A 21,068-nucleotide genomic window follows, 5' to 3' on the forward strand; every position below is an offset into this window, starting at 1 on the left:
TTATGAATTAAAAATTTGTTCCAATATTTTTTCTGTTATTAAATAGGTGGGTTTTACGCCTGTTATTCCTAATCCTCCTGAGGCTAATGTACTTCCTGTCTCTAAAGGGTTGTCCGATGCATAATATGCATATCTTACTTTCACATCTTCTGAAATGCTTTTCCGTATTTTTGATGCTGCCTGAATGGCTTTTTGATAATGCGCCCCTTCCATTTCCAAACCAATTGCCTTCCATGTAGATTCATGAAAAAACTTGAGCAGGTCTTTGTTCTGAAGCGACGTTCCTAAAACCGTTACCATAGGCCCTTCAAAAACCCTTAGACCATTTTTTTCAAAATCTTTCACGGAAAACTCATTATAAAAAGGGTAATTATCAGCTGTTCCTTCAAATATATGCGCTGTCGGGATCATTAAGTCTCCTTTTTCACCTTCTAATATTCCTGCTTTGCCCATTATTGAAACCGATTGAATGTTTAAGTACTCCTGATTTCCATTTTCTTTATATGGCTTTAACAATTCATCTATCGTTTCATAAGCCTGCTCTCCAAATGCATAGTCCATCACAAACAGAACAGGTTTATCATTGTCTGCTATACCAATAAGTTTATAGCATGTATTAGAAAAGTCTATTTTTCCCGTATCAAAAATTTGTACATCTATATTTGTTCCAGAAGTATCTCTAATATAGGTCATTCCATTTTTATGTGCTGTATTTTTAACTTTTTCTCGAAAAGTTTCATTTTCTGGTTTACTTAATGCTTCATATAATGTCCATTTTTCCTGATCTGAATATTCTTTTTGCAATGCCTGGCTTGCAAATAATGAATTCATCACGCTATGCATATTCGCACTAATAATATGTACAGGTCTTTTTAACAATCCTTTCTTTTTTAGTGTGTTTTTAATTGTATTCGCCCATACCTCTCCATGTATATGATGCCCCAAACGCTCTCTTAACACAGGGCTGAAAGTAATGGTTCTCTTATTGCCCTCCAATTCTTCTTCAACGGCCAACTGACCCAACCAGTAAATAATGTGTAAAAATCGATGGGGTTTTGTTTTTAGTGAAAATGAATGATAGGCATGATTGGTTTCGTCATAAGTTCTCCCTAAAATATTGGAAGTATGGATTAGTGCTGTTTCTTTTTCCACTATGGTAAGCTTTTGTTTTTTTATAAGCTCTTCTAATTTTTTCCAGTCTCGATTAACTTGTTGGCTTTCTCGAGAGAGTACTCTTCTGGATATTTTTTCACTTTCAATAAATAGAAATGTTAAATGTGTAAGAATATCATAAATATCCGATCGCCCTCGCGTGATTTCAATATTCATTTGTTCATCGTCAATACGATAACAATTCCGCCTCCTTTTCGAGGGTATAATAGGGGTAAAATGTGATTTCTTATAGCCTTCATCAGAAATTAGGTTGATATAGCGACATTGTTCGATCCCTATTGGAAGCCTTTCCAAAACATACATCAACCCATTGAGTTCCGTTTTTTCTTCAGCTATTGAACCATAAATTTCCGGGCGTAATTGTAATAAACATTGCTTAAGTGTTTCTCCCGAAACACCTGAAGGTTTATAAAATCCTCTATTGAACAGGTGTCGCATTGTAATATACATCCGTTCAATAGCACTTGTAGATTCTTGTGCTCTTGTTCGCCCTTTCGTCTTATTCATCAAGTTGCTTTTCGGGGCAAAATTACGAGTATTTTACGAATTTTTATGGTTTTTCTTCTTTAATAAGGGCTTCCGCTAGTTTTCTGTCATTAGACAATCGTTGTATTTTATTTTGCCCCCCTAATTTGCCTAATGCTTTCATATAGTCAGTAAAACGTCCTTCATTTACTTTCGTAACCTTTAATGGTTGTAATACCTTCCCCTGAATAAGATCATAATAGTAACTGTTCTGTTCTTGTAGTGCTTTATCTATAATTTTCTTAAACCGCTCCATGTCTTTTGGTTCTTTTTTAAATTCAATAAGCCATTCATGATAAGGTAATTCATCTTTAGGAGGATTTGTCTGAGGGGCTACGGTAAATTCATTTATTTGAGCTCCTGTTTCCAATATTCCTTGATTTATAGCTTCTTCTACTTCTTTTGCAATAACATGTTCTCCAAAAGCTGATATGAAATGTTTTATACGTCCGGAAACAATTAACCGATAAGGATTTAAAGAAGTGAATTGAACAGTATCGCCCAAATTATAAGCCCATAACCCTGCATTTGTGGATATGATCATTACATAATTCATCCCTACCTCTACATCCTTTATGGTAATACGTTTAGGGTTCTTATTAAAAAAATTATCTGCTTTAATGAACTCATAAAAAATCCCTGAGTTTAACTGCAACAGCATCCCTTTTTCATTTTGAGCGTCTTGAAACGCAAAAAACCCTTCACTAGCAGGGAAAAGTTCTATACTGTCTATTCTTTTCCCTATTAGCTCTTCAAATCGTGACCTGTAGGGTTCGTAGTTTACTCCCCCATAAATAAATAATTGAAGGTTTTTGAACAATTCCCCTATTTTTTTTCCTGTTTTTAACTGAAGTCGTTCAAAATACATTTGTACCCATGAAGGAATGCCACTTATGACAGTCATGTTCTCCTTATATGTTTCCTCCACAATAGCATCCACCTTTGTTTCCCAATCATCAATACAGTTAGTCTCCCAACTCGGCATCCGATTCTTTTGAAGATATTTGGGGACATAATGTGCTACGATCCCTGATAAGCGTCCCAATTTTATACCGTTTTGTTCCTTTAATATAGGGCTTCCTTGTAAAAAAATCATTTTTCCGTCTACGAAACGGGCATTGCCTGTTTCATAAATGTAGCACAAAATGGCATTACGGGCTGCTTCTATATGATGAGGCATCGATTCTTTAGTCAATGGGATATATTTTGCTCCGGATGTAGTTCCGGATGTTTTTGCAAAATAAATTGGTCTCCCTGGCCATAAAATATTTGTCTTTCCTTCTACAGCATCTTCTATATAAGTCCGTAAATCTTCATAGTCCCTAACCGGAACATTTTCTATGAAGTCTTGATGGGTTTTTATTTTGTGAAAATTATGATCTTGTCCAAAAATCGTTTTTTTAGCTTGTTTTATAAGTTCTTGAAATACTTTTTCTTGTGTATTTACCGGATCTTTTGCCCATTTTTGAATTTTTTTATAAATAATTCGGGCATATATTTTAGCGGCTATTGTTTTTAATGACATTTTTACTCAAAATCTATATAATTCCCCGGGTTTACCGGATATCCCTCACTCCATAATTCAAAATGAAGGTGTGGCCCTGTAGTAAGCTCTCCCGTATTACCAATTGTGGCAATAACCTCTCCTGCTTTTATTAAATCACCTTGCTCTTTTGTTAAGGAGCCATTATGCTTATATACCGATATCAATCCAAAAGGATGTTCAATAATCATAACATACCCTGTTTCTGCTGTCCACTCCGAAAAGATCACAACTCCATCACCAACTGCTTTTACGGGAGTTCCTTCAGGGGCAATAATATCTACCGCATAGTGTTTCTCTTTGGGTAAATAGCCTTGTGACAGGGTTCCTGTTACAGGGGGCATTAAAACAAAATCTCCGTTGGTAGTTGCTGTTTCAAAAACGTTATACTTTTCCTCTAGGGCAACTTGTTCCCGAAGTAGTGAATCTTGTCGGTTTGGGGTCAAATCAATAGAGGACGGTTCTATTCTAAATTGTTCAAATAACGAATCTTTATTTATCGATCCAATTTTTATTTCTCCTGTTAATGCTTTCCTTATAGTATCTAAATAAACAACATTGGCCATCAATACTTTTTCAAGAGAGTCTACTTTATATGTATTTTCGACAGCTCTTATTTTAAGGCTTGTTGATGAATAACCGGGAATATATTCTTTGAGTGGTGTAAAAGCAATGAGTACTGTAGTGCCCACTACTAAAAAAATTGCAAAAAGTGTCCCTAACACAAACACATTAAGCCGACTTAACTTAAACGATACACGTTCTTCAAATGTATCTTCATTTAAAATTACCAACCGGTATTTGTGCAGTAATTTTTTTCGTAATTTTTTTCTTTTTGTGCCTTTTTTAGCCATTTTACAGATTGATGAACAAATATACTTAGATCGTGCTTTCTTTTTATAGTATTTAACGAAGATCTTTTTGTGTTTATTTTTTATAAATTTAATATTCTCGTAAGATTCTATATGTATCCGCAGTTGTTTTAAAGTTTTCTTATTACTTTTGTTTATATCAATTTAATTTCAAAAATGATGTCATTGAATATTTTCTTGGGAATGATTGGCGCGCCGCAAATAATTTTAATCGTTATTGTTGTTTTATTATTATTTGGTGGCAGAAAAATACCTGAACTCATGCGAGGGTTGGGTAGTGGTATCAAAGAATTTAAAAATGCTTCTAAAGATGACGAAAAAGATAGTTCTGAAAAGAAATAATTTTTTTATAACAGTTCAAAAAGAAAAACCCATCATATGATGGGTTTTTTATTATGCCGTATTTACAAAACGTAATGATTTTAGAATTGCTTCCAACTCAAACATATAATCTCTCTTGTTTGTAGAAGGGGCAAATGTAAAACCTTCAATAATTAAAAGTCTGTTGTTCTCTTTATCTTCTACTATATAGTTGATAAAAGGACCTGCCATAAAATACCCATTTATGTCCCACATCCCCTTTACCTCAACTGCAGGACGGTCTCCTACTGTGGCTTCAAATAAATATGGAGCATATGCTTTTTCTGTAGCCATATACGATCCTTCTACAGGCCCTGGAATATATCTTTTGCCAATAGAGTCACGCATTTTTATAATAGTTTCTATCTGAGTAGAATCATTGGGGATGCTGTATAAAGGCATTTCATATACCAATATATTCATAGTGCCTTTTGGGATTTGGCGTTCTATCCAAAAAAAGTTTTTTTCCTGCTTCACAGTTTTATAAACAGAAGGCATGGTTAATGTAATGCCGAGTTTTTCTTTTAATATTGTTTCTTTGTTTAAAGACCGTTTTATCCGCTGTTGGTTTTCTTTTAGTTCATGTTTCTTAAATATATTTATAACGCTTTGTGCTTTTGCCTGTAGTTGGTGTATAAGCTCTTCTTCGTTTTCTCCCCTGAAAAATGCAACTTTTTGAGGTTTGGCAAATGGGTTTTCTACTATTTTTGCTTCAGAAGTTATATCTTTTTCTACCACAACAATATTTCTGCTATTTCTCGCAAAACCATCAAAAATGGATGGTGGTATTTGGTGAATTGAAAACAGTGGTTCGTCCCAGGGAAGGCCATCAACAGGTGCAGCAAAATGTTTGCGTATTTCATCGCCTACTTCTCCGTTCCACATATCATTATCAATAACAACTGCCAGTGTGTTGATTGCTCCTACAGAATCCGGAATATATTTCCGCCCATCGGTTGTCATGCAGGAAATCATAAATGAGGCGGCAAAGAAAACAATTATGCTTTTTTTCATTTCAAAACTTTTTCAAGGTCAGCAGCTACATAATTTGAGCTTCATTCCTGGTTTTAAATTGTTCCCGCGAATATCGTTCCATTCTTTAAGATTTTGAACAGAAATTCCGGGAAATTTTTTTGCAATTAGCCAAAGTGAGTCTCCTGATTTAACTATATATGTCTTATTTTCAATTGATTGAGTTACTTTTTTAGTGTCCGGTACTATATCGTCAACTGCATTTTTTGTAAGCTTTCGAGGGAAAATTGTCAGTCTTTGACCAACTCTGATGTTATTACTCCGCATTCCGTTCCATTTTTTTATATCGCTTACCCTAACACCATATTTATTGGCTATTTTCCCTAAATAATCGCCGGTTTTTACTCTATATCGTATCTTTGAGTCCACTTTTACAAGTTGTGGTAATGGTTTTTCTCGTTTTGCAATATCTGCTTCTACATAAGCATAGATAGAATCTTCATTTGCAACAAACTTTCCAATAATATCCTTTCTAAGCCTTAGTGTGTGTGTTTCTTTTTGGATATATGGAATAATGTCTATCTTATAGGAGGGGTTAAAAAATTGTATTTCTTCTTTAGGAACACCCATTATTGATGTTATATGATCAAAGGTGATCAATTTTTTTACATGTATGGTGTCTGTTTCAAAGTATGCTATTGGGCGTTGGTTTCTCTTAAAACCATGTTCTTCTGCATATTCAAAAATATACATAGTTGCCAAAAATGCCGGGACATACCCAGCCGTTTCCCTAGGAAGAAATGGACGAAGGTTCCAATAATTTTGATATCCCCCCGAACGCCTAATGGCTTTGGAAACATTCCCTGGCCCTGAATTGTACGCAGCAAGTGCTAAGTCCCAATCGTCAAAAATATCATAGAGCTTGGCTAAATACTTGCTCGCTGCAATAGTAGATTTCAAAGGATCCATTCGGTCATCTACATAACTGCTTACCTCTAACCCGTACATTTTGCCTGTTGAAAACATAAACTGCCATAGGCCTGTTGCTCCAACCCGCGAGCGGGCACGTGGATCTAAAGCCGATTCTATAAGTGCTAAATATTTTACTTCTAACGGAACATCGTAATTATCGAGCTCCTTTTCAAACATAGGAAAATAATACTCGCTTTTATCCATTAACCCTTGTAGTGATTCTCTTCTATTCTTCAGAAAGTTCTTTATGACACTCTCTAATGATGGGTTGTATTCGATATTGAACGGTGTCCGTTCATTTATACGTGCCAACCTTGCTTTTAAAGTATCTGTATGCAATTCTTCATACTCAACCTCTTCATAAGTAAGGTTTGTAACATCACTGTGGACTGTAGTAAACAAATCCGATCCATACAATTCTTGCATCCATAAACTGTCTATTTTGGCAGCGTATATATTATCTTTTAGTTCAATTTCTGAGGGTTCATTTTTTAATATCCCTTTTGCTGCTTCATACTTTCCTGTTTTACTATCTTTCAAAAGCACACTTGTAGTAAGGGTTAATGAATCTTTTTTTATTCCGGTTATTGTATCTGCACTTTTCTGAGCAATACTGATAGTGGAAAATAAAAAAAAGAATGTAATTATCTGGGGTTTCATGTTATATAAAGTTTCTCAATCAGCAGGTTATTCTTCAATAATATCAACTATAAAAATATTAAAAAAATAAAAATCCTAGACTGTATAACGGGGATTTTAATGGTTTATGGTGCTAAATATCAGCTTAGTATGGCTGCAATTCCGGGAAGTGTCTTTCCTTCTAAGCTCTCGAGCATAGCGCCTCCTCCAGTAGAAACATAACTTACTTTATCTTCCAGACCAAATTGCTTTACCGCTGCAACTGAATCTCCTCCGCCTACCAATGAAAAAGCTCCTTTTTCTGTGGCTTCTCCTATACTGTTTCCCAACGTTATAGTCCCTTTGGCAAAGGCCGGCATTTCAAAAACCCCTACAGGGCCATTCCATAAAATAGTTTTCGATTTTAAGATTGTTTCATTAAACTGTGCCAGTGTATCGGGTCCTGCATCCAGACCTTGCCAACCTTCGGGTATTTCATCTACCGGGACTACCCGCGTTTGTGCATCATTATCAAATCTATCCGCAGCGAGAACATCTACCGGTAAGTGTACTTTTACCCCTTTCTTTTTAGCTTTGGCCAAAATATTTAATGCTAATCCCTGTTTGTCATCTTCACAAATAGAGTTGCCTATTTTTCCTCCTTGGGCTTTTATAAATGTATAGGTCATCCCTCCGCCTATGATAAGATGGTCAATTTTATCCAAAATATTTTCAATAATGGTGATTTTTGAAGATACTTTTGCACCTCCCAAGATAGCGGTAACTGGCTTTTCTCCTGTTTTCATAATTTTGTCTATTGCTTCTATTTCCTTCGCCAAAAGATATCCAAAGCATTTATTCTCCGGAAAATATTTTGCTACAATAGCGGTTGAAGCATGCGCCCGGTGGGCTGTTCCAAATGCATCGTTCACATAGATATCGCCCATTTTTGAAAGTTCTTTTGCAAATGCTTCATCACCCTTTTGTTCTTCTTCATAAAAACGTAAGTTTTCCAATAACAATACTTCTCCATTTTGAAGAGTTGTTACAGTTTTCCTTGCCTTATCTCCAATACAATCATCCACAAACTTAACAGTCACTCCAATGACTTCTGAAACAGTTGCTACGATATGCTTTAGTGAATACTCGTCTTGTTTTTCTTTAGGCCTTCCCAAGTGGCTCATCAATACAGCACTCCCTCCGTCTTCTAATATCTTGATGATTGTTGGCTTTGCCGCTTGGATCCGGGTGGTATCCGTTACATTAAAATTGGCATCTAAAGGGACATTAAAATCTACTCTGATCAATGCCTTTTTATCGGAAAAATTAAAATCATCTATTGTTTTCACAGCATTTATTTTTTTATCTTTTTTGTTACACCCTTTTTAAAATTGGCATACAAAAATATACATTTAATAGGCTTTCATGGTTCAAATTTTGTGAAGAAATAATTCTACAGCCTCGATTCTTTAAAAAAAGTATCTTTGTTTTTATGTTATTCAAAGACATTTTAGGACAAGAGCATATAAAAAACCACCTTACATATAGTGCAGACAGTGGGCGCATTCCACATGCGCAACTGTTTGTAGGAAATGAAGGGTGCGGTATACTCCCCATGGCCATTGCCTATGCCCAATATGTTCTTTGCAAAAATACCGGAGGAGAAAATATACAAGGAAATACAGCTTGTAATATAAAATTTGAACATCTTTCTCATCCAGATCTCCATTTTGCCTTTCCTGTAGCCACTAACAATAAAATAAAATCACATCCCGTGAGCAATTCATTCATGGAAGAGTGGCGCCAATTTGTTAAAGGACAGCCTTATGGAAATTTGTTCGATTGGTACCAATTAATTGGCATTGAAAACAAGCAAGGGCAAATTGGTGTAGATGAGGCACAAGAAATTGTAAAATCGCTTTCATTAAAAGCATATGAAGGAGGCTATAAAATAATGATCATTTGGATGGCCGACAAAATGAATATCGCTGCTTCCAACAAGTTATTAAAGCTTATTGAGGAGCCTCCTGAAAAAACATTATTTCTCCTGCTTACCGAAGATGAGGAACAAATTATCCAAACAATACGGTCTCGTTGCCAGGTGCTTCATTTCCCTCCTTTATCCGAAGTAGTAGTTAAAGATGCTTTAATTAATAAGGGATTGGAAGCAAATGAAGCCACAAAAATTGCACACCAAGCCAATGGAAATTATAATAAAGCTATTGACCTATTTAATAAGGATTCTGAAGACATTACTTTTGAAAGATGGTTTGTTTTATGGGTGAGAAGTGCCTTTAAAGCTAAAGGAAACAAAACTGCCATTCATGATTTAATTAACTGGAGCGAACAAGTAGCCGGTACCGGAAGAGAAACGCAAAAACAATTTTTGCACTATTGCATTGCTATTTTCAGGCAAGCCATGCTACTAAACTATAAGTTGCCCGATTTAGTATATGTCGCATTTAATTATGATGGTTTTAGCCTGGAAAAATTTGCTCCTTTTGTACATGAAAGCAACATCGTTGAGATTATCAAAGAATTAGAAGATAGTAGCTATCATATAGAGCGCAATGGAAATGCAAAGATTATTTTTACAGATTTATCTATTAAATTAACTCGATTGTTACATAAAAAAACCCATAAAAATGAACATAAACATGCTACAGGTGCATAAGCACTTACCGGAAATCCTCATTTTGTTATTCTTAGCCATTACATTTATGCAAAGTGCTCTAGATAAAATTTTCGATTGGAGTGGAAACCGCGATTATTTTCAAGATCATTTTTCAAAGGCTATTGCTAGCAGTGGTTTTATAACTTTCTTGTTATTTGTTGTGACAGCTCTCGAGTTGGTCTCTGGAATTTACAGTGTTTTAGGGCTGGTTGGGTTGATTTTTTATGATTCCTCTGTTTGGGCATTGACCGGTACTGTGCTTTCTTCAGTAACATTATTGTTTTTGCTCCTCGGCCAACGTATTGCAAAAGATTATGCAGGTGCTTTAACTATTGTATGTTATTTTATAGTGGCCGTTTTTGGGGTTTTTCTTTTAACTTGAATGCGGCAAGACAAAAATTGAGAACTCATTAAAAATCACAATTAATGAAAACTATGACTTGTGAACAATTAGGCGGTGCCTGTGATAAAAAGTTTCAGGCAGAGACCTTTGAAGAAATTGCCGAAATGAGCAAAAAGCATGGCATGGAAATGTTTAAAAAAGGAGATGCTCCACATTTAAACGCCATGAATAAAATGAAGGGGCTGATAAAATCTCCTGAAGCGATGGCGGAATGGTATGATAAGAAAAGAGCCTTTTTTAATTCACTCTCTAATGATTAGGATAAAAAATTAGTCCATAAGGTATTGCTTTTAATTTGGAAAATACCTGATAAATAATTAATGAAAAATATACCTTTTGTAAGCTATTAAATTATGGATAAAGCATTAAAAACAATGATTGACAATATGCCTGAAAAAACAGGCAAATCATTGCATGAGTGGAAATCATTACTGAAAACTAAATCATTCACTAAACATTCCGAAGCGGTTGCTTTTCTTAAAAAGGAATATAATGTTACTCATGGCTTTGCAAATACAATTGTGGCCTTATCAAAAGAAGAAAAACAAACACCCGATGACCTAGTTGCAAACCAATATCAAGGCAAGGAAAATTTATTCCCAATTTACAAAAGCTTAATTGCCATTGTTGAAGGCTTTGGTGATGATGTTAGAATTACGCCAAAAAAGACAGAAGTGAGCATAGACCGAAAAAAGAAGTTTGCAGTAATTAGGCCTGCCACAAAAACAAGAATAGATTTGGGGCTAAAGCTGAAAGAAAAGCCTATAACAGATCGCCTTGAAAACTCAGGCCCTTTTGGAACCATGTGCACACACCTGGTTAAGTTATCCAATCAAAATGAGATAGATAGTGAGTTGAAAGAATGGTTAAAGGAAGCTTATCTTAAAGCTGAATAGTATCATAAGCAACAAAAATAGATGTTAGTTATTTTTGAGTATACGATGTATTTAATTGCTCCAAAATAGTTTCCGTAAGGTCTTTGTCCTCTTTTCCATAAAGTACACTTCCTGCATCATTAGCTCCTAGGATGTATGTGTAACCATTTTGTGAACCATACTCTTTAACGAAATCTTTTACCTTTTTTACCAAGGAGTCTATTGCTGCCTGGCTTTCCTGCTGAATCTGTTGCTCTTCGTATTGAAGTTGTTGTTGGATAAATTGCCTTTTTTGAAGTAATTCATTGTATTTTTTCTGTGCTTCTGATTGCGACATTTTTCTGGAGTCTGTATCAAATGTCTGTGCTTCTAGTTGAAAGGCCTTTGAAATGCTATCTGCTTTTTTATCAAATTTCTCAATCTTTGTTTTGAACCTTGCTTCAATATCTTTTTTTTCCTGATAATCATTTATCAGTTTTACATTATCTATATATGCAATCTTATCTTGTTGGCATGCAAAAAATGTAACTGCTATTAATGTCCCTAAAATTATTTTTTTCATGATTTTCATTTTTTAGTCGCACAAAAATAGAAAAGTCGTTTCTAATAATTAGCGATGATAACAATAAAATATATTTATAATAAAAATCTATTGTTTTTGTAATATTAAAAGATTTTAGCTATTGTTTTGCGTGAATTTAAACCCTGTTTAAGCAACAAACAGAAAAACGACATACGATTTCCTTCCCTATGTAGCTTTTGATGCTTAAATCGCTTAAAAACCTGTTCTTAGTTGTTCTTTATCACAAAAATATGTGAAGAGTATTCTTTGTTTGCCTTTGCTTTTCTATTAGAAAGCCATCCTCGGTATGCTCCTTTAATAAAGTTCATTTTTCCGGTCTGGTATTTTTCAGATAACAGGCTCACATAATAGGCGTCAAATTTCATGGGGATTGTTTTTACAACTTTCATTTCCACCTCTGAAAATAACATGGAAATGGTCTTTTTTGAAAAATGCCAAAAATGTCGGGGGACATCATATGCTGCCCAAAAATTTTTATAATACTGAGCATCATAGCTTTTATAATTGGGCACTGCTATAAAAAGGCTCCCCGTTGGGGTTAAATGTTTTTTCATTTTTTTTACCTGCTCTTTCAGATCGGGAATATGTTCTAAAACATGCCACATTGTAATAACATCATATGATTGTTTTTCAAGCTGATTTTGTCCTCTTAAAAAAACTCCTTTTTTCTCAGCTAATACACGAGCATTCTCATTCGGTTCAATACCTGTTGTTTCCCAACCATTTTTTTTCATGGCCAATAAAAAATCCCCGGTGCCTGCGCCAATGTCTAAAATAGTCCCTTTTTTGGGATGAAGTTTGTTTATCGTTTTTACTTTAAATACTGTGTTTTGTTTTTTAACAGTCTGATAGGCTTTTTCAAAAAAGCTTTTTCTAGCATCTGTATGTGAAATATAGTTTTGGGTTTTGTAGTAGGATGGTAGTTCTTCTTTTTCCGGTTGAGGAACGGTAATAAGCATGTCGTATTTTTTATTATACCACAATTCAAATTCCTTTTCAGACACATAGTGGTCTTTGCACGTGATGTATAATTGTTCTTTGGAAAACATTATTCTACAGTCGATTTTTTGTTTTATAACCTCATCGTTCCACGTGGAACATGCTGCTTATCGCCCCATATAAACCAGCATCACGCTTATATCACTTGGGGACACCCCACTTATCCTAGAAGCTTGAGAAAGTGTAGTTGGCCTTATTTGTTTTAGCTTTTCCCTTGCTTCATATGAAAGCGATTTTAAATTATCATAATTGAAAGTTTCCGGGATTTTTATGTTTTCTAATTTGTTGAGTTTATCTGCATTTGCCTTTTCCTTTTCGATATATCCGGAATATTTTACTTGTATTTCTGCCTGTTCTAAAACATCTTCTCCAAGATTATTTTTGATTATGTAGTTTTCTACATCCGACAATGTCCGCATTTCGTTAAGTGTTACTCCAGGGCGCGCAAAAACCTTAAACATTTTATCTGATTGTTTCATAAGAGCCGAATCTAGTTTTTCGAGAACCGGGTTAATTGCTTCAGGCTTTACACTTGTTTCTTTGAAAAATTGAATAAAGGCTCCTGCCTTTTCGGTTTTTTCTTCTACTTTTCGCAACCGGTCTTCTTTTGCTAAACCGAGTTTATAAGAAAGCGGTGTTAACCGAATATCTGCATTGTCTTGTCTTAAAAGTGTCCGGTATTCAGCTCGTGAAGTAAACATTCTATAAGGTTCTTCCGTACCTTTTGTTATAAGGTCGTCTATTAAAACTCCTATGTAGGCTTCGCTTCTTTTTAATACAAATGGCTCTTTTTCTTGTGTTTTTAAACTCGCATTAATCCCTGCCATTAACCCCTGAGAAGCTGCTTCTTCATAGCCTGTTGTTCCATTAATTTGTCCTGCAAAATACAATCCTTCTATGAGTTTTGTTTCAAGGGTGTGTTTTAATTGTGTTGGAGGAAAATAATCATATTCAATCGCATATCCCGGTCTAAAGAATTTTACCTTTTCGAATCCGGCAACCGATTTTAACGCTTTATATTGAACATCTTCTGGTAGTGACGTTGAAAATCCATTCACGTAAACCTCAACGGTATCCCATCCTTCAGGTTCTACAAAGATTTGGTGACGGTCTTTATCTGCAAAGCGATTGATTTTGTCTTCAATAGAAGGACAATATCTTGGCCCAATGCTCTTGATCCTCCCATTAAACATCGGTGACCTTTCAAATCCTTCTCGCAACAAATCATGAACCAGCGGACTGGTGTATGTCATATAGCAATCTCGCTGGTCAGTCAGTGGTTTGGTCTTATCAGAGTATGAAAACTTTCCCGGATTTTCATCGCCAGGTTCTTTTTTCATTTTTGAATAATCTAATGATCTTCCGTCAACCCTTGGTGGTGTCCCCGTTTTCATTCGGCCGGAATCAAAGCCAAAGTTCACCAAATCCTCTGTGATTCCTATTGCAGCTTTTTCACCTGCACGCCCTCCGCCAAATTGTTTCTCCCCAATATGAATAAGCCCATTCAAAAAAGTGCCATTGGTTAAAATGATTGTTTTTGCATAAATTTCAAGTCCTAATGATGTTTTTACACCCCTTATTTTAGTCCCTTCAAGGAGTAGTCCTGAAACCATTTCCTGATAAAAGTCCAGGTTCAGTGTTTGTTCTAACATCTTGCGCCATTCTTCTGCAAACCGCATACGGTCATTTTGTGTTCGTGGACTCCACATAGCGGGGCCTTTAGATTTATTCAACATCTTAAATTGAATCGCACTTTTGTCTGTCACAATTCCACTATAACCACCCAGTGCATCTATTTCCCTTACTATTTGTCCTTTTGCTATTCCTCCCATAGCGGGATTACAAGACATTTGGGCAATGTTCTGGAGGTTCATAGTAATCAAAAGTGTTTTTGACCCCATATTAGCAGCAGCAGCAGCAGCCTCAGACCCAGCGTGTCCGGCACCCACAACAATGACATCATATCTAGTATCAAACATTTCTAATAAAAGTTAATGTTCCACGTGGAACATTTTTATTTTCTCATCTTCTTTTAATCGCATTACGGCTGCTTTTTTCTTTGTTTTGTCGCTATAACCACAATAATGTAAAACACCATGTACCATAACTCTTTTCAATTCATCCTGAAAAGAGACATTATAGTTTTTTGCATTCTCAGCGACACGATCAATCGAAATAAAAATATCTCCGGAAACAGTTATTCCTTCAGAATAATCAAAGCTTATAATATCTGTATAGGTGTCGTGATTAAGATATCCCTTATTAATTTTGTAAAGATATTCGTCGCTACAAAAAATATAACTAAGCGTGCCTTCTTCATGATTTTCAGAGGTAATAACCTTAGAAATCCATTCTTCTAAATGCTCCTCGTTAGGGAGGTTAAAGGCGGTCTCATAATGAAAGCTAATCATTGTTTTTAAAATATGTCCGGACTTTCTCTTTATAAATTTGCCGCAAAGGTAATACTTGCCTGTTTAATATTTCAATAGTATTGAAAAAGGCTTTTTGATCTGGTGTCAAATCATCAACAGTGTTCGTGAAGTTTTTATTATTTGCTTTGCTCTCCCGTTCTTCTTTTTGCCCTTGTTGAAAATATGCGTTCTCCAATTTTAATAATTGGTGTTGAAGGCTCTGCATTTTCTGTAGTGTATTATTGTTAAACCCTTTTTCAAGCAACTCATCTTCTATATTCTCCATCTGTCTCAAAAGGTTTTCTGCTTGCCCTTTGGTTCCTTGTCCTTGTATGTTGTTAAGTTGCTTTTCTAAAGCATCCCTAATTTGTTGTTGTTGTTTGAATATTTCATACAGTTCTTCTGAAATTCGTTCTCCTTCACCATAACGGCCTTCTGTCCCTTTGCCTTCCTTAGCACCTTTCCCTTGTTCCTTTTCTCCTGATTTTGGTTCCTTCCCTCCTTCATTTATGCCTTTCTCCATTTGTTGGTTGAGTTCTTCCTGGCTCTGAATAATATCCGGGAGCTGCATACCTCCGCCGCCGCCTCCAGGGCTTCCATTAAGGCTTTGTTGAAGATTGTCCAGGACATTGCTTAAAAAGTCTGCTAATGTATTTACAGAGGTTAGTGCATATTGTTGGTTAGCAATCCCTTGATAAATTTGTCCTTGTGCAAGTCGCTCAAGTGCTTTATCAATATTGAAATATGTGTTTGTAATTTCTTTGTTCACAACCTCAGCTATTTCCGGACGTCTCAGAGAAAGTGCAAAAAGACTATCATCAACATGCCTGAAAAGTTCCCGTAATTCATTTTGGCGTCTCAGCCGTTCAGCAAATATAGCATCTGTATCATCCAAGTTAGAAAAGTCATCAAAAAGCGCCTCCTGATCAAACGAAAACAATACAAGGTTATCCAGTATTTGCCTAAGTGCTTCTGCATCTTCTGTTGCTCCATTTGCTCCGGCTTGTTGCATTTGTTGTTGCATCATATCGCTTAGCTGTTTCATTTTCTTAGCGGCATTTTTCTGATTGTTCTGAGCTTTTTGTTGTTCTGTGTTTTGGTCATTTAAAGAAGGATCTCTTTCATGTTCTTGCAGGTTTTCTTTTGCTTCTTTTTGTTCTTTTTCTATTTGCTTTTCAAGATCGGTATCCCTCTCTAAATCATAGGGTTTTTTAAGATCTTCATTATCTTTCTCTAATTGTTCTATCTGGTTTTTAAGCTCTTCAAACGTACTGTTTAATGAATCTTGTTTTTTCGTATTATTCTCTTTTCCTTCTTTGTTGCTTAGTTCCTTTTGTTTTTCAGAAAGTTTGTTAAGGTCATTTTTTATTTTCTCTGTTTTGGCAGAAACATAATACCGCTTTGTGAGTTCTAAAATTTGCTCTGCATTTCTTTTACTATTTTGTTGCTTTTTGGCAAGCATCTCTAAACGCTTGGTTAGCTCTTCATTGTTAATTTTATCTGTTAGTTCTTTAAGTTCTTCTAAAAACTTTTCATTTTTTTCTATTTCTTTTTGTTGGCGTTCTAATCGTTCTTGTAAAAGCTTTTTATATTCCTCATCTATTTTTTCTTCTTTCTGAAATGTTTCCAGATTTTCTTGCAGCGTTTTATTAAAGTTCTTCATAAGCGCTTCTTGTTGTTCCTGTCTTTGAAGAAAATTAGCTAGTTTTTTTCTATCATCATATGATCTTTCTTTGGTCTGTTTTTGAGCATTTGTAATGTCTTTTAATTCTTCTGCTTGTTTTTCAATGGCTTCAATTGTATTGTTTACATTGGTAATTGCTTCTTTTTGCTGCTTTAGTTGCTGCTCTTTTATCTCGGATTCAGATAATTTTCTATACGTATATGTTTGTGATTTTGTTTTTTTACCTCCGCGAATAGCATCATTGTCCGTTACTTCAAAATAAAATTCATAACTAACCCCTTCTTTTAATTCAACCTGATTAGGAAAGCTATAAGAAAACTGTTCAAAATCTGATTTGCCTATCTTAATAGGTTGTTTGCTTTCTATTTCTTTTCCCTTTTCATAGTATACCACTTGGAGTCCTGATAATCCATAGTCATCTGTTGCTTGTCCTACAAAAAACAGTTGGTGTTGTCCTAAAGTATCTGTTTGCGACATTATTTCAAGTTCCGGATATGCATCTTTAATTACCCGTAGGCTATAATTTAATTGTTCATGGTTTTCTATGTTTTGATTGCTCGTGCTTATTTGATAATCCGTATCATTAAAAACCTGTTTTGCTATAGAAAAATTAGTCCCAGTATTTAGAAACATTGCTACTGTGTCCGGTAAATGAAGCGACACCTTTTTTGTTTGTTTAGTGTTTAATTTCCATTTTATTGTTGTTCCTTCCGGCACAATGGCATTTCCGGTTCCTTTTATTTCTTCATCTTGTTTTTTAGTGTATGAGGGATAATCCAACGTCATTTCAAACCCTGTTAATACAGGAACTTCTAAAACGTCTATAGTGTATGGGCGGGACTGGATTCCATTTGCAGAAAGGAAAAATGTTGCTGGTTTTTGCAGTTGTGAGAATGTATATTCAAAAACCCCCGGGGCTTTATTTTGAAGAAAATAGGTTTCGTTTTCAAGATGAATTTGTGCATCAGAAGGAATTATGTCTCCCCTTGTCTGTATACTTAATCTGTATTCTTTATTTTGAAATGATTGCAGGCTATCATTCAACAAATAGAAATAAAATGGGGCAGGGGGTTCATATGCTATGTTATAATTAACCACGCGCTTATAACTAGACGAAAAAAGCATACTGTTTCCGGAAGCCCAAACGCTAATAATAATCAAAACTGGCAATGCGATATATTTTACATATTTGATGTTTTTTTTAAAATCGATTGCCACGTTAAAAGGGATAGGTCGTAATGATGAAGATTTCTGTTCTATACTGGCCAATAATAAATCTGACTTTTCTTTTTGGCCTTTTTCTGAAAGCTGAAGTATATTTAATAGTTTATCGTCCACTTCTTTAAAGTGCCTTCCTATATATTTTGCTGCTTCTTTTTGGGTTATCCCATTCCTTAATCTTAGAATCTTGAAAATGGGAATTGCTATAAGTTTTAAAAACAAAAAAAATTCTATCCCAATGAAAGCCCAAAAAAGTATTGCCCTTCCTGTTTTTGAAAGCCATAGAAAATATTCTATGAACAATGTTAAAAGAAAATACATGAGCCCTATGGCAAAAAACAGCATAATTCCTTTGAACAATTCATTGGTATAATATTTTGTGATGAATTGTTCTAATTTCTTTTGTATGGTTGAAAATGCCTTCAAAATAAGCTTGTTAACAGATATGACTTATAAAACTACAATTTTATTTTCAGACCTTTTTCGTTAAATTTGATAAGATGTTGTTAAAGTTTATTTATGAAGGATTTAAAGTATTTAGCTGCCTTCTCTATTCCCGCCGTAGCGTTAATGGCCTTACAGCTTAAGGGATATTATGCATACTCAACTGTTATCTATGCTTTTGGAGTTATTCCTGTTTTAGAGTTGTTATTTCCGCAAGACTCACGAAACTTGTCTGAAGAAGAAAAAGAGAAAAAAGCTAAAAATTTATTGTTTGACTGGCTCTTATATCTCAACATCCCTTTCGTTTATGGGATTTCAATTTATACGCTTATTGATTTAACCAACAATTCTTATGCGCTCTTTGAGATTATTGGGCTTATTTTGTCTTGTGGAATTGTCATTGGCTCAAATGGAATTAACGTAGCACATGAGCTTGGCCATCGGCAAAATAAAACAGCGCAAACCCTAGCAAAGCTATTGCTTATACCTGCTTTGTATATGCACTTTTATATTGAGCATAATTTTGGCCATCATCTCAATGCCGCAACCAAAGAAGACCCTGCTACTGCGAAATATAAACAAAGTGTTTACGCTTTTTGGATTACCTCTGTCTTAAAACAATACATTAGTGCCTGGCATATTCAAAAAAATCTTCTTGAACGAATTGGCCATTCTTTTTTATCTCCTAAAAATGATATGTTTTGGTTTACCTTAATACAGGCCGCCTTCATGGGGATTGTATTTTTGTTTTTTGGCTGGTATGGTGTGCTAATTGTTTTTACGGTGGCCATCGTAGGCATCCTTCTCTTGGAAACTATTAATTATATTGAACATTACGGGTTGATACGAAAAAGGCTTGCTTCAGGTCGGTATGAACGTGTACAGGAAATCCACTCATGGAACTCAAACCACATCATTGGAAGAATTGTTTTATACGAACTTACAAGGCATAGTGACCACCATTATAAAGCAAACAAAAAATACCAATTGCTTGACTATCATCAAACAAGTCCTGAAATGCCTTATGGATATCCTACTTCTATGGTAATGGCACTAATTCCCCCTTTGTGGTTTAGAGTTATGAACAAGCGCATTCCCAAAGATATGAAAGGCGCTACATGAGCTTCTTTATTTCTTTCGCAAACATTGTATATTTGCGTTCAAATTTTAAGAAATGACCCAAAAAGTCAGAGTTCGTTTTGCACCAAGTCCAACAGGGCCTTTACATATTGGAGGAGTCCGAACAGCTTTATTTAACTATCTGTTCGCAAAAAGCAACAAAGGCAGTTTTATTCTTCGTATTGAAGATACCGATCAAAACCGCTATGTAGAAGGGGCTGAAGATTATATTGTAAAAGCGCTTAAATGGTGCGGTATTTCTTTTGACGAAGGTCCAAATAAAAAAGATCCCGAAGTTGATTATGGCCCCTACCGGCAAAGTGAACGTACGCATATCTATAAAGAACATGTTGGTCTCCTATTGGAAAAAGGTAAAGCATACTATGCTTTTGATACTACCGAGGAATTGGATGCACACAGAAAAAACCACGAAAAGAAAGGAAAAACTTTTGTTTATAATTGGCATAACCGATTAAAGCTAACTAACTCGCTTTCACTTTCAGAAAGTGAGGTGGCTAAAAAAATAGCGGCTGGCGAACCTTATGTTGTTCGTTTTAAGTCCCCAAAAGGGGAAAAACTCTTTTTAAATGATCTCATCCGAGAACGTATTGTTATTGATACAAATGTCTTGGATGATAAAATACTTTTTAAAAGTGATGGTATGCCCACTTACCACCTTGCCAATGTTGTTGATGATTACTTAATGAAAATAACGCATGTAATACGTGGTGAAGAATGGCTCCCTTCATTGCCCTTACATGTTTTGTTGTATGACGCCTTTGGTTGGGAAAAGCCTCAATTTGCACATTTACCGCTTATTTTAAAGCCTTCAGGAAGCGGAAAACTTAGTAAACGGGACGGGGATAAATTAGGTTTTCCTGTTTTTCCGCTGAACTGGACAGATGCAGAAGGCAATATCTCAAAAGGCTATAAAGAAGCGGGTTATTTTCCGGAAGCCGTTGTGAATTTTTTGGCTCTACTAGGCTGGAACCCCGGTACAAAGCAAGAGTTATTCAACATGAATGAACTTATAAAAGCGTTTTCTATTGAAAACATTAACAAATCCGGAGCGCGTTTTGATCCGGAAAAAATAAAATGGTTCAACCATCAATATTTTCAAACAAAAAGCAATGAAAAATTGGCAGAAGCTTTTATTCCCATAGTGAAACAAAAATCTAACAATGGAATTTCTCCCTATGGCCTAAAAGACAAAGACTATATTACCAAGGTTATTGCTTTAACAAAAGAGCGAGCAACATTTATAAACGACCTATGGGGGGTTGCTGATTTCTTTTTTATCCGGCCTCAAAAGTATGATGAAAAAGCTGTTAAAAAGCAATGGAAAGCAGACACCCCAAGGATTATGGAAGATCTTAGCATCCTTTTAAAAGCTTCAACTAAGTTTAATTCTGAATATCTTGAGTTTCTTGTAAAGCAGTGGATTCAAGAAAAGGGGTTTAGTTTCGGTCAAGTAATGGCTCCTTTTCGATTGGCTTTGGTGGGTGCATTAAAAGGCCCTCATGTTTTTGATATTGCTTCTTTATTAGGCAAAGAAGAAACTATCGGCCGTATCAAAAATGCTGTCAGAGTGTTGTAATATTCCTGTTCTCGAAGTACTCA

At 35.3% G+C, this 21,068-nt stretch carries 18 protein-coding genes; 7 read left to right on the plus strand and 11 right to left on the minus strand.

Translation table 11 applies throughout. The features are described from left to right. From WBG21_RS07020 to WBG21_RS07030, 3 genes are read right to left on the minus strand one after another with little or no spacing between them, the layout of a single operon-like run. Positions 1-1,680: a DUF6909 family protein gene (locus WBG21_RS07020; RefSeq protein WP_340076237.1), complete on the minus strand. Its 1,680-nt coding sequence runs from the start codon at positions 1,678-1,680 to the stop codon at positions 1-3. Between the two features lie 43 nt (positions 1,681-1,723). Further along, entirely contained in the window at positions 1,724-3,223 is a 1,500-nt protein-coding gene (locus WBG21_RS07025; protein WP_340076240.1) for a GH3 family acyl-acid amido synthetase, read from the minus strand. 2 nt (positions 3,224-3,225) lie between these two features. Continuing rightward, positions 3,226-4,095: a M23 family metallopeptidase gene (locus WBG21_RS07030; RefSeq protein ID WP_340076243.1), complete on the minus strand. Its 870-nt coding sequence runs from the start codon at positions 4,093-4,095 to the stop codon at positions 3,226-3,228. 174 nt (positions 4,096-4,269) lie between these two features. Between WBG21_RS07030 and tatA the strand changes: the two genes are divergently transcribed. Continuing rightward, entirely contained in the window at positions 4,270-4,455 is a 186-nt protein-coding gene (gene tatA / locus WBG21_RS07035) for a twin-arginine translocase TatA/TatE family subunit (RefSeq protein ID WP_340076245.1), read from the plus strand. A 51-nt stretch (positions 4,456-4,506) separates the two neighbouring features. Here the strand turns inward: tatA and WBG21_RS07040 are convergent, their stop codons facing one another. The 3 genes from WBG21_RS07040 to WBG21_RS07050 all read right to left on the minus strand — a co-directional run bounded on the left by WBG21_RS07040 (position 4,507) and on the right by WBG21_RS07050 (position 8,384). Next, positions 4,507-5,487, minus strand: a complete 981-nt coding sequence (locus WBG21_RS07040) for a DUF4837 family protein (protein ID WP_340076247.1) — start codon at positions 5,485-5,487, stop codon at positions 4,507-4,509. 18 nt (positions 5,488-5,505) lie between these two features. Beyond that, positions 5,506-7,077: a lytic transglycosylase domain-containing protein gene (locus WBG21_RS07045; RefSeq protein WP_340076249.1), complete on the minus strand. Its 1,572-nt coding sequence runs from the start codon at positions 7,075-7,077 to the stop codon at positions 5,506-5,508. A 119-nt stretch (positions 7,078-7,196) separates the two neighbouring features. Then, the gene (locus WBG21_RS07050; protein WP_340076251.1) at positions 7,197-8,384 is read right to left on the minus strand and encodes a phosphoglycerate kinase; all 1,188 of its coding nucleotides are present in this window, start codon (positions 8,382-8,384) and stop codon (positions 7,197-7,199) included. 143 nt (positions 8,385-8,527) lie between these two features. Between WBG21_RS07050 and WBG21_RS07055 the strand changes: the two genes are divergently transcribed. The 4 genes from WBG21_RS07055 to WBG21_RS07070 all read left to right on the plus strand — a co-directional run bounded on the left by WBG21_RS07055 (position 8,528) and on the right by WBG21_RS07070 (position 11,008). Further along, complete coding sequence (locus WBG21_RS07055) at positions 8,528-9,709, plus strand: DNA polymerase III subunit (RefSeq protein WP_340076253.1); 1,182 nt, start codon at positions 8,528-8,530, stop codon at positions 9,707-9,709. Beyond that, complete coding sequence (locus WBG21_RS07060; RefSeq protein WP_340076255.1) at positions 9,681-10,091, plus strand: DoxX family membrane protein; 411 nt, start codon at positions 9,681-9,683, stop codon at positions 10,089-10,091. The genes WBG21_RS07055 and WBG21_RS07060 overlap by 29 nt, the downstream gene beginning before the upstream one ends. A 44-nt stretch (positions 10,092-10,135) precedes the next feature. After that, positions 10,136-10,372 (plus strand): TraB/GumN family protein, encoded by a 237-nt coding sequence (locus WBG21_RS07065; protein ID WP_340076258.1) that lies wholly within the window; start codon positions 10,136-10,138, stop codon positions 10,370-10,372. A gap of 93 nt (positions 10,373-10,465) precedes the next feature. Beyond that, on the plus strand, positions 10,466-11,008 hold the full coding sequence (locus WBG21_RS07070; RefSeq protein WP_340076259.1) for a DUF4287 domain-containing protein: 543 nt from the start codon (positions 10,466-10,468) through the stop codon (positions 11,006-11,008). Between the two features lie 28 nt (positions 11,009-11,036). Here the strand turns inward: WBG21_RS07070 and WBG21_RS07075 are convergent, their stop codons facing one another. The 5 genes from WBG21_RS07075 to WBG21_RS07095 all read right to left on the minus strand — a co-directional run bounded on the left by WBG21_RS07075 (position 11,037) and on the right by WBG21_RS07095 (position 18,311). Further along, complete coding sequence (locus WBG21_RS07075; protein WP_340076261.1) at positions 11,037-11,549, minus strand: OmpH/Skp family outer membrane protein; 513 nt, start codon at positions 11,547-11,549, stop codon at positions 11,037-11,039. Between the two features lie 227 nt (positions 11,550-11,776). After that, complete coding sequence (locus WBG21_RS07080; RefSeq protein WP_340076263.1) at positions 11,777-12,619, minus strand: class I SAM-dependent methyltransferase; 843 nt, start codon at positions 12,617-12,619, stop codon at positions 11,777-11,779. Between the two features lie 57 nt (positions 12,620-12,676). Continuing rightward, positions 12,677-14,548: a tRNA uridine-5-carboxymethylaminomethyl(34) synthesis enzyme MnmG gene (mnmG, locus tag WBG21_RS07085; protein ID WP_340076265.1), complete on the minus strand. Its 1,872-nt coding sequence runs from the start codon at positions 14,546-14,548 to the stop codon at positions 12,677-12,679. A gap of 12 nt (positions 14,549-14,560) precedes the next feature. Next, positions 14,561-14,980: an rRNA maturation RNase YbeY gene (gene ybeY / locus WBG21_RS07090; protein ID WP_340076267.1), complete on the minus strand. Its 420-nt coding sequence runs from the start codon at positions 14,978-14,980 to the stop codon at positions 14,561-14,563. Then, positions 14,973-18,311, minus strand: a complete 3,339-nt coding sequence (locus WBG21_RS07095) for a coiled-coil domain-containing protein (RefSeq protein ID WP_340076269.1) — start codon at positions 18,309-18,311, stop codon at positions 14,973-14,975. Before WBG21_RS07095 ends, ybeY begins: the two co-directional genes overlap by 8 nt. A gap of 93 nt (positions 18,312-18,404) precedes the next feature. Between WBG21_RS07095 and WBG21_RS07100 the strand changes: the two genes are divergently transcribed. Beyond that, a complete protein-coding gene (locus WBG21_RS07100) occupies positions 18,405-19,451 on the plus strand; it encodes an alkane 1-monooxygenase (RefSeq protein WP_340076271.1) in 1,047 nt (348 codons plus the stop codon). 52 nt (positions 19,452-19,503) lie between these two features. Further along, complete coding sequence (gene gltX / locus WBG21_RS07105; RefSeq protein ID WP_340076273.1) at positions 19,504-21,045, plus strand: glutamate--tRNA ligase; 1,542 nt, start codon at positions 19,504-19,506, stop codon at positions 21,043-21,045. Positions 21,046-21,068: the final 23 nt, after the last annotated feature.

It is taken from the genome of Leptobacterium meishanense, assembly GCF_037645805.1.
Classification (GTDB): domain Bacteria; phylum Bacteroidota; class Bacteroidia; order Flavobacteriales; family Flavobacteriaceae; genus Leptobacterium_A; species Leptobacterium_A meishanense.

What these genes read in the sequence shown, in the direction of transcription:
- WBG21_RS07055 (WP_340076253.1), top strand. Translation starts at nt 8,528, where the DNA reads ATGTTATTCAAAGACATTTTAGGACAAGAGCATATAAAAAACCACCTT.
- WBG21_RS07045 (WP_340076249.1), bottom strand. Translation starts at nt 7,077, where the DNA reads ATGAAACCCCAGATAATTACATTCTTTTTTTTATTTTCCACTATCAGT.
- WBG21_RS07080 (WP_340076263.1), bottom strand. Translation starts at nt 12,619, where the DNA reads ATGTTTTCCAAAGAACAATTATACATCACGTGCAAAGACCACTATGTG.
- WBG21_RS07065 (WP_340076258.1), top strand. Translation starts at nt 10,136, where the DNA reads ATGAAAACTATGACTTGTGAACAATTAGGCGGTGCCTGTGATAAAAAG.
- WBG21_RS07060 (WP_340076255.1), top strand. Translation starts at nt 9,681, where the DNA reads ATGAACATAAACATGCTACAGGTGCATAAGCACTTACCGGAAATCCTC.
- gltX (WP_340076273.1), top strand. Translation starts at nt 19,504, where the DNA reads ATGACCCAAAAAGTCAGAGTTCGTTTTGCACCAAGTCCAACAGGGCCT.
- WBG21_RS07075 (WP_340076261.1), bottom strand. Translation starts at nt 11,549, where the DNA reads ATGAAAAAAATAATTTTAGGGACATTAATAGCAGTTACATTTTTTGCA.
- WBG21_RS07070 (WP_340076259.1), top strand. Translation starts at nt 10,466, where the DNA reads ATGGATAAAGCATTAAAAACAATGATTGACAATATGCCTGAAAAAACA.
- WBG21_RS07030 (WP_340076243.1), bottom strand. Translation starts at nt 4,095, where the DNA reads ATGGCTAAAAAAGGCACAAAAAGAAAAAAATTACGAAAAAAATTACTG.
- WBG21_RS07020 (WP_340076237.1), bottom strand. Translation starts at nt 1,680, where the DNA reads ATGAATAAGACGAAAGGGCGAACAAGAGCACAAGAATCTACAAGTGCT.
- WBG21_RS07040 (WP_340076247.1), bottom strand. Translation starts at nt 5,487, where the DNA reads ATGAAAAAAAGCATAATTGTTTTCTTTGCCGCCTCATTTATGATTTCC.
- WBG21_RS07025 (WP_340076240.1), bottom strand. Translation starts at nt 3,223, where the DNA reads ATGTCATTAAAAACAATAGCCGCTAAAATATATGCCCGAATTATTTAT.
- mnmG (WP_340076265.1), bottom strand. Translation starts at nt 14,548, where the DNA reads ATGTTTGATACTAGATATGATGTCATTGTTGTGGGTGCCGGACACGCT.
- ybeY (WP_340076267.1), bottom strand. Translation starts at nt 14,980, where the DNA reads ATGATTAGCTTTCATTATGAGACCGCCTTTAACCTCCCTAACGAGGAG.
- tatA (WP_340076245.1), top strand. Translation starts at nt 4,270, where the DNA reads ATGATGTCATTGAATATTTTCTTGGGAATGATTGGCGCGCCGCAAATA.
- WBG21_RS07100 (WP_340076271.1), top strand. Translation starts at nt 18,405, where the DNA reads ATGAAGGATTTAAAGTATTTAGCTGCCTTCTCTATTCCCGCCGTAGCG.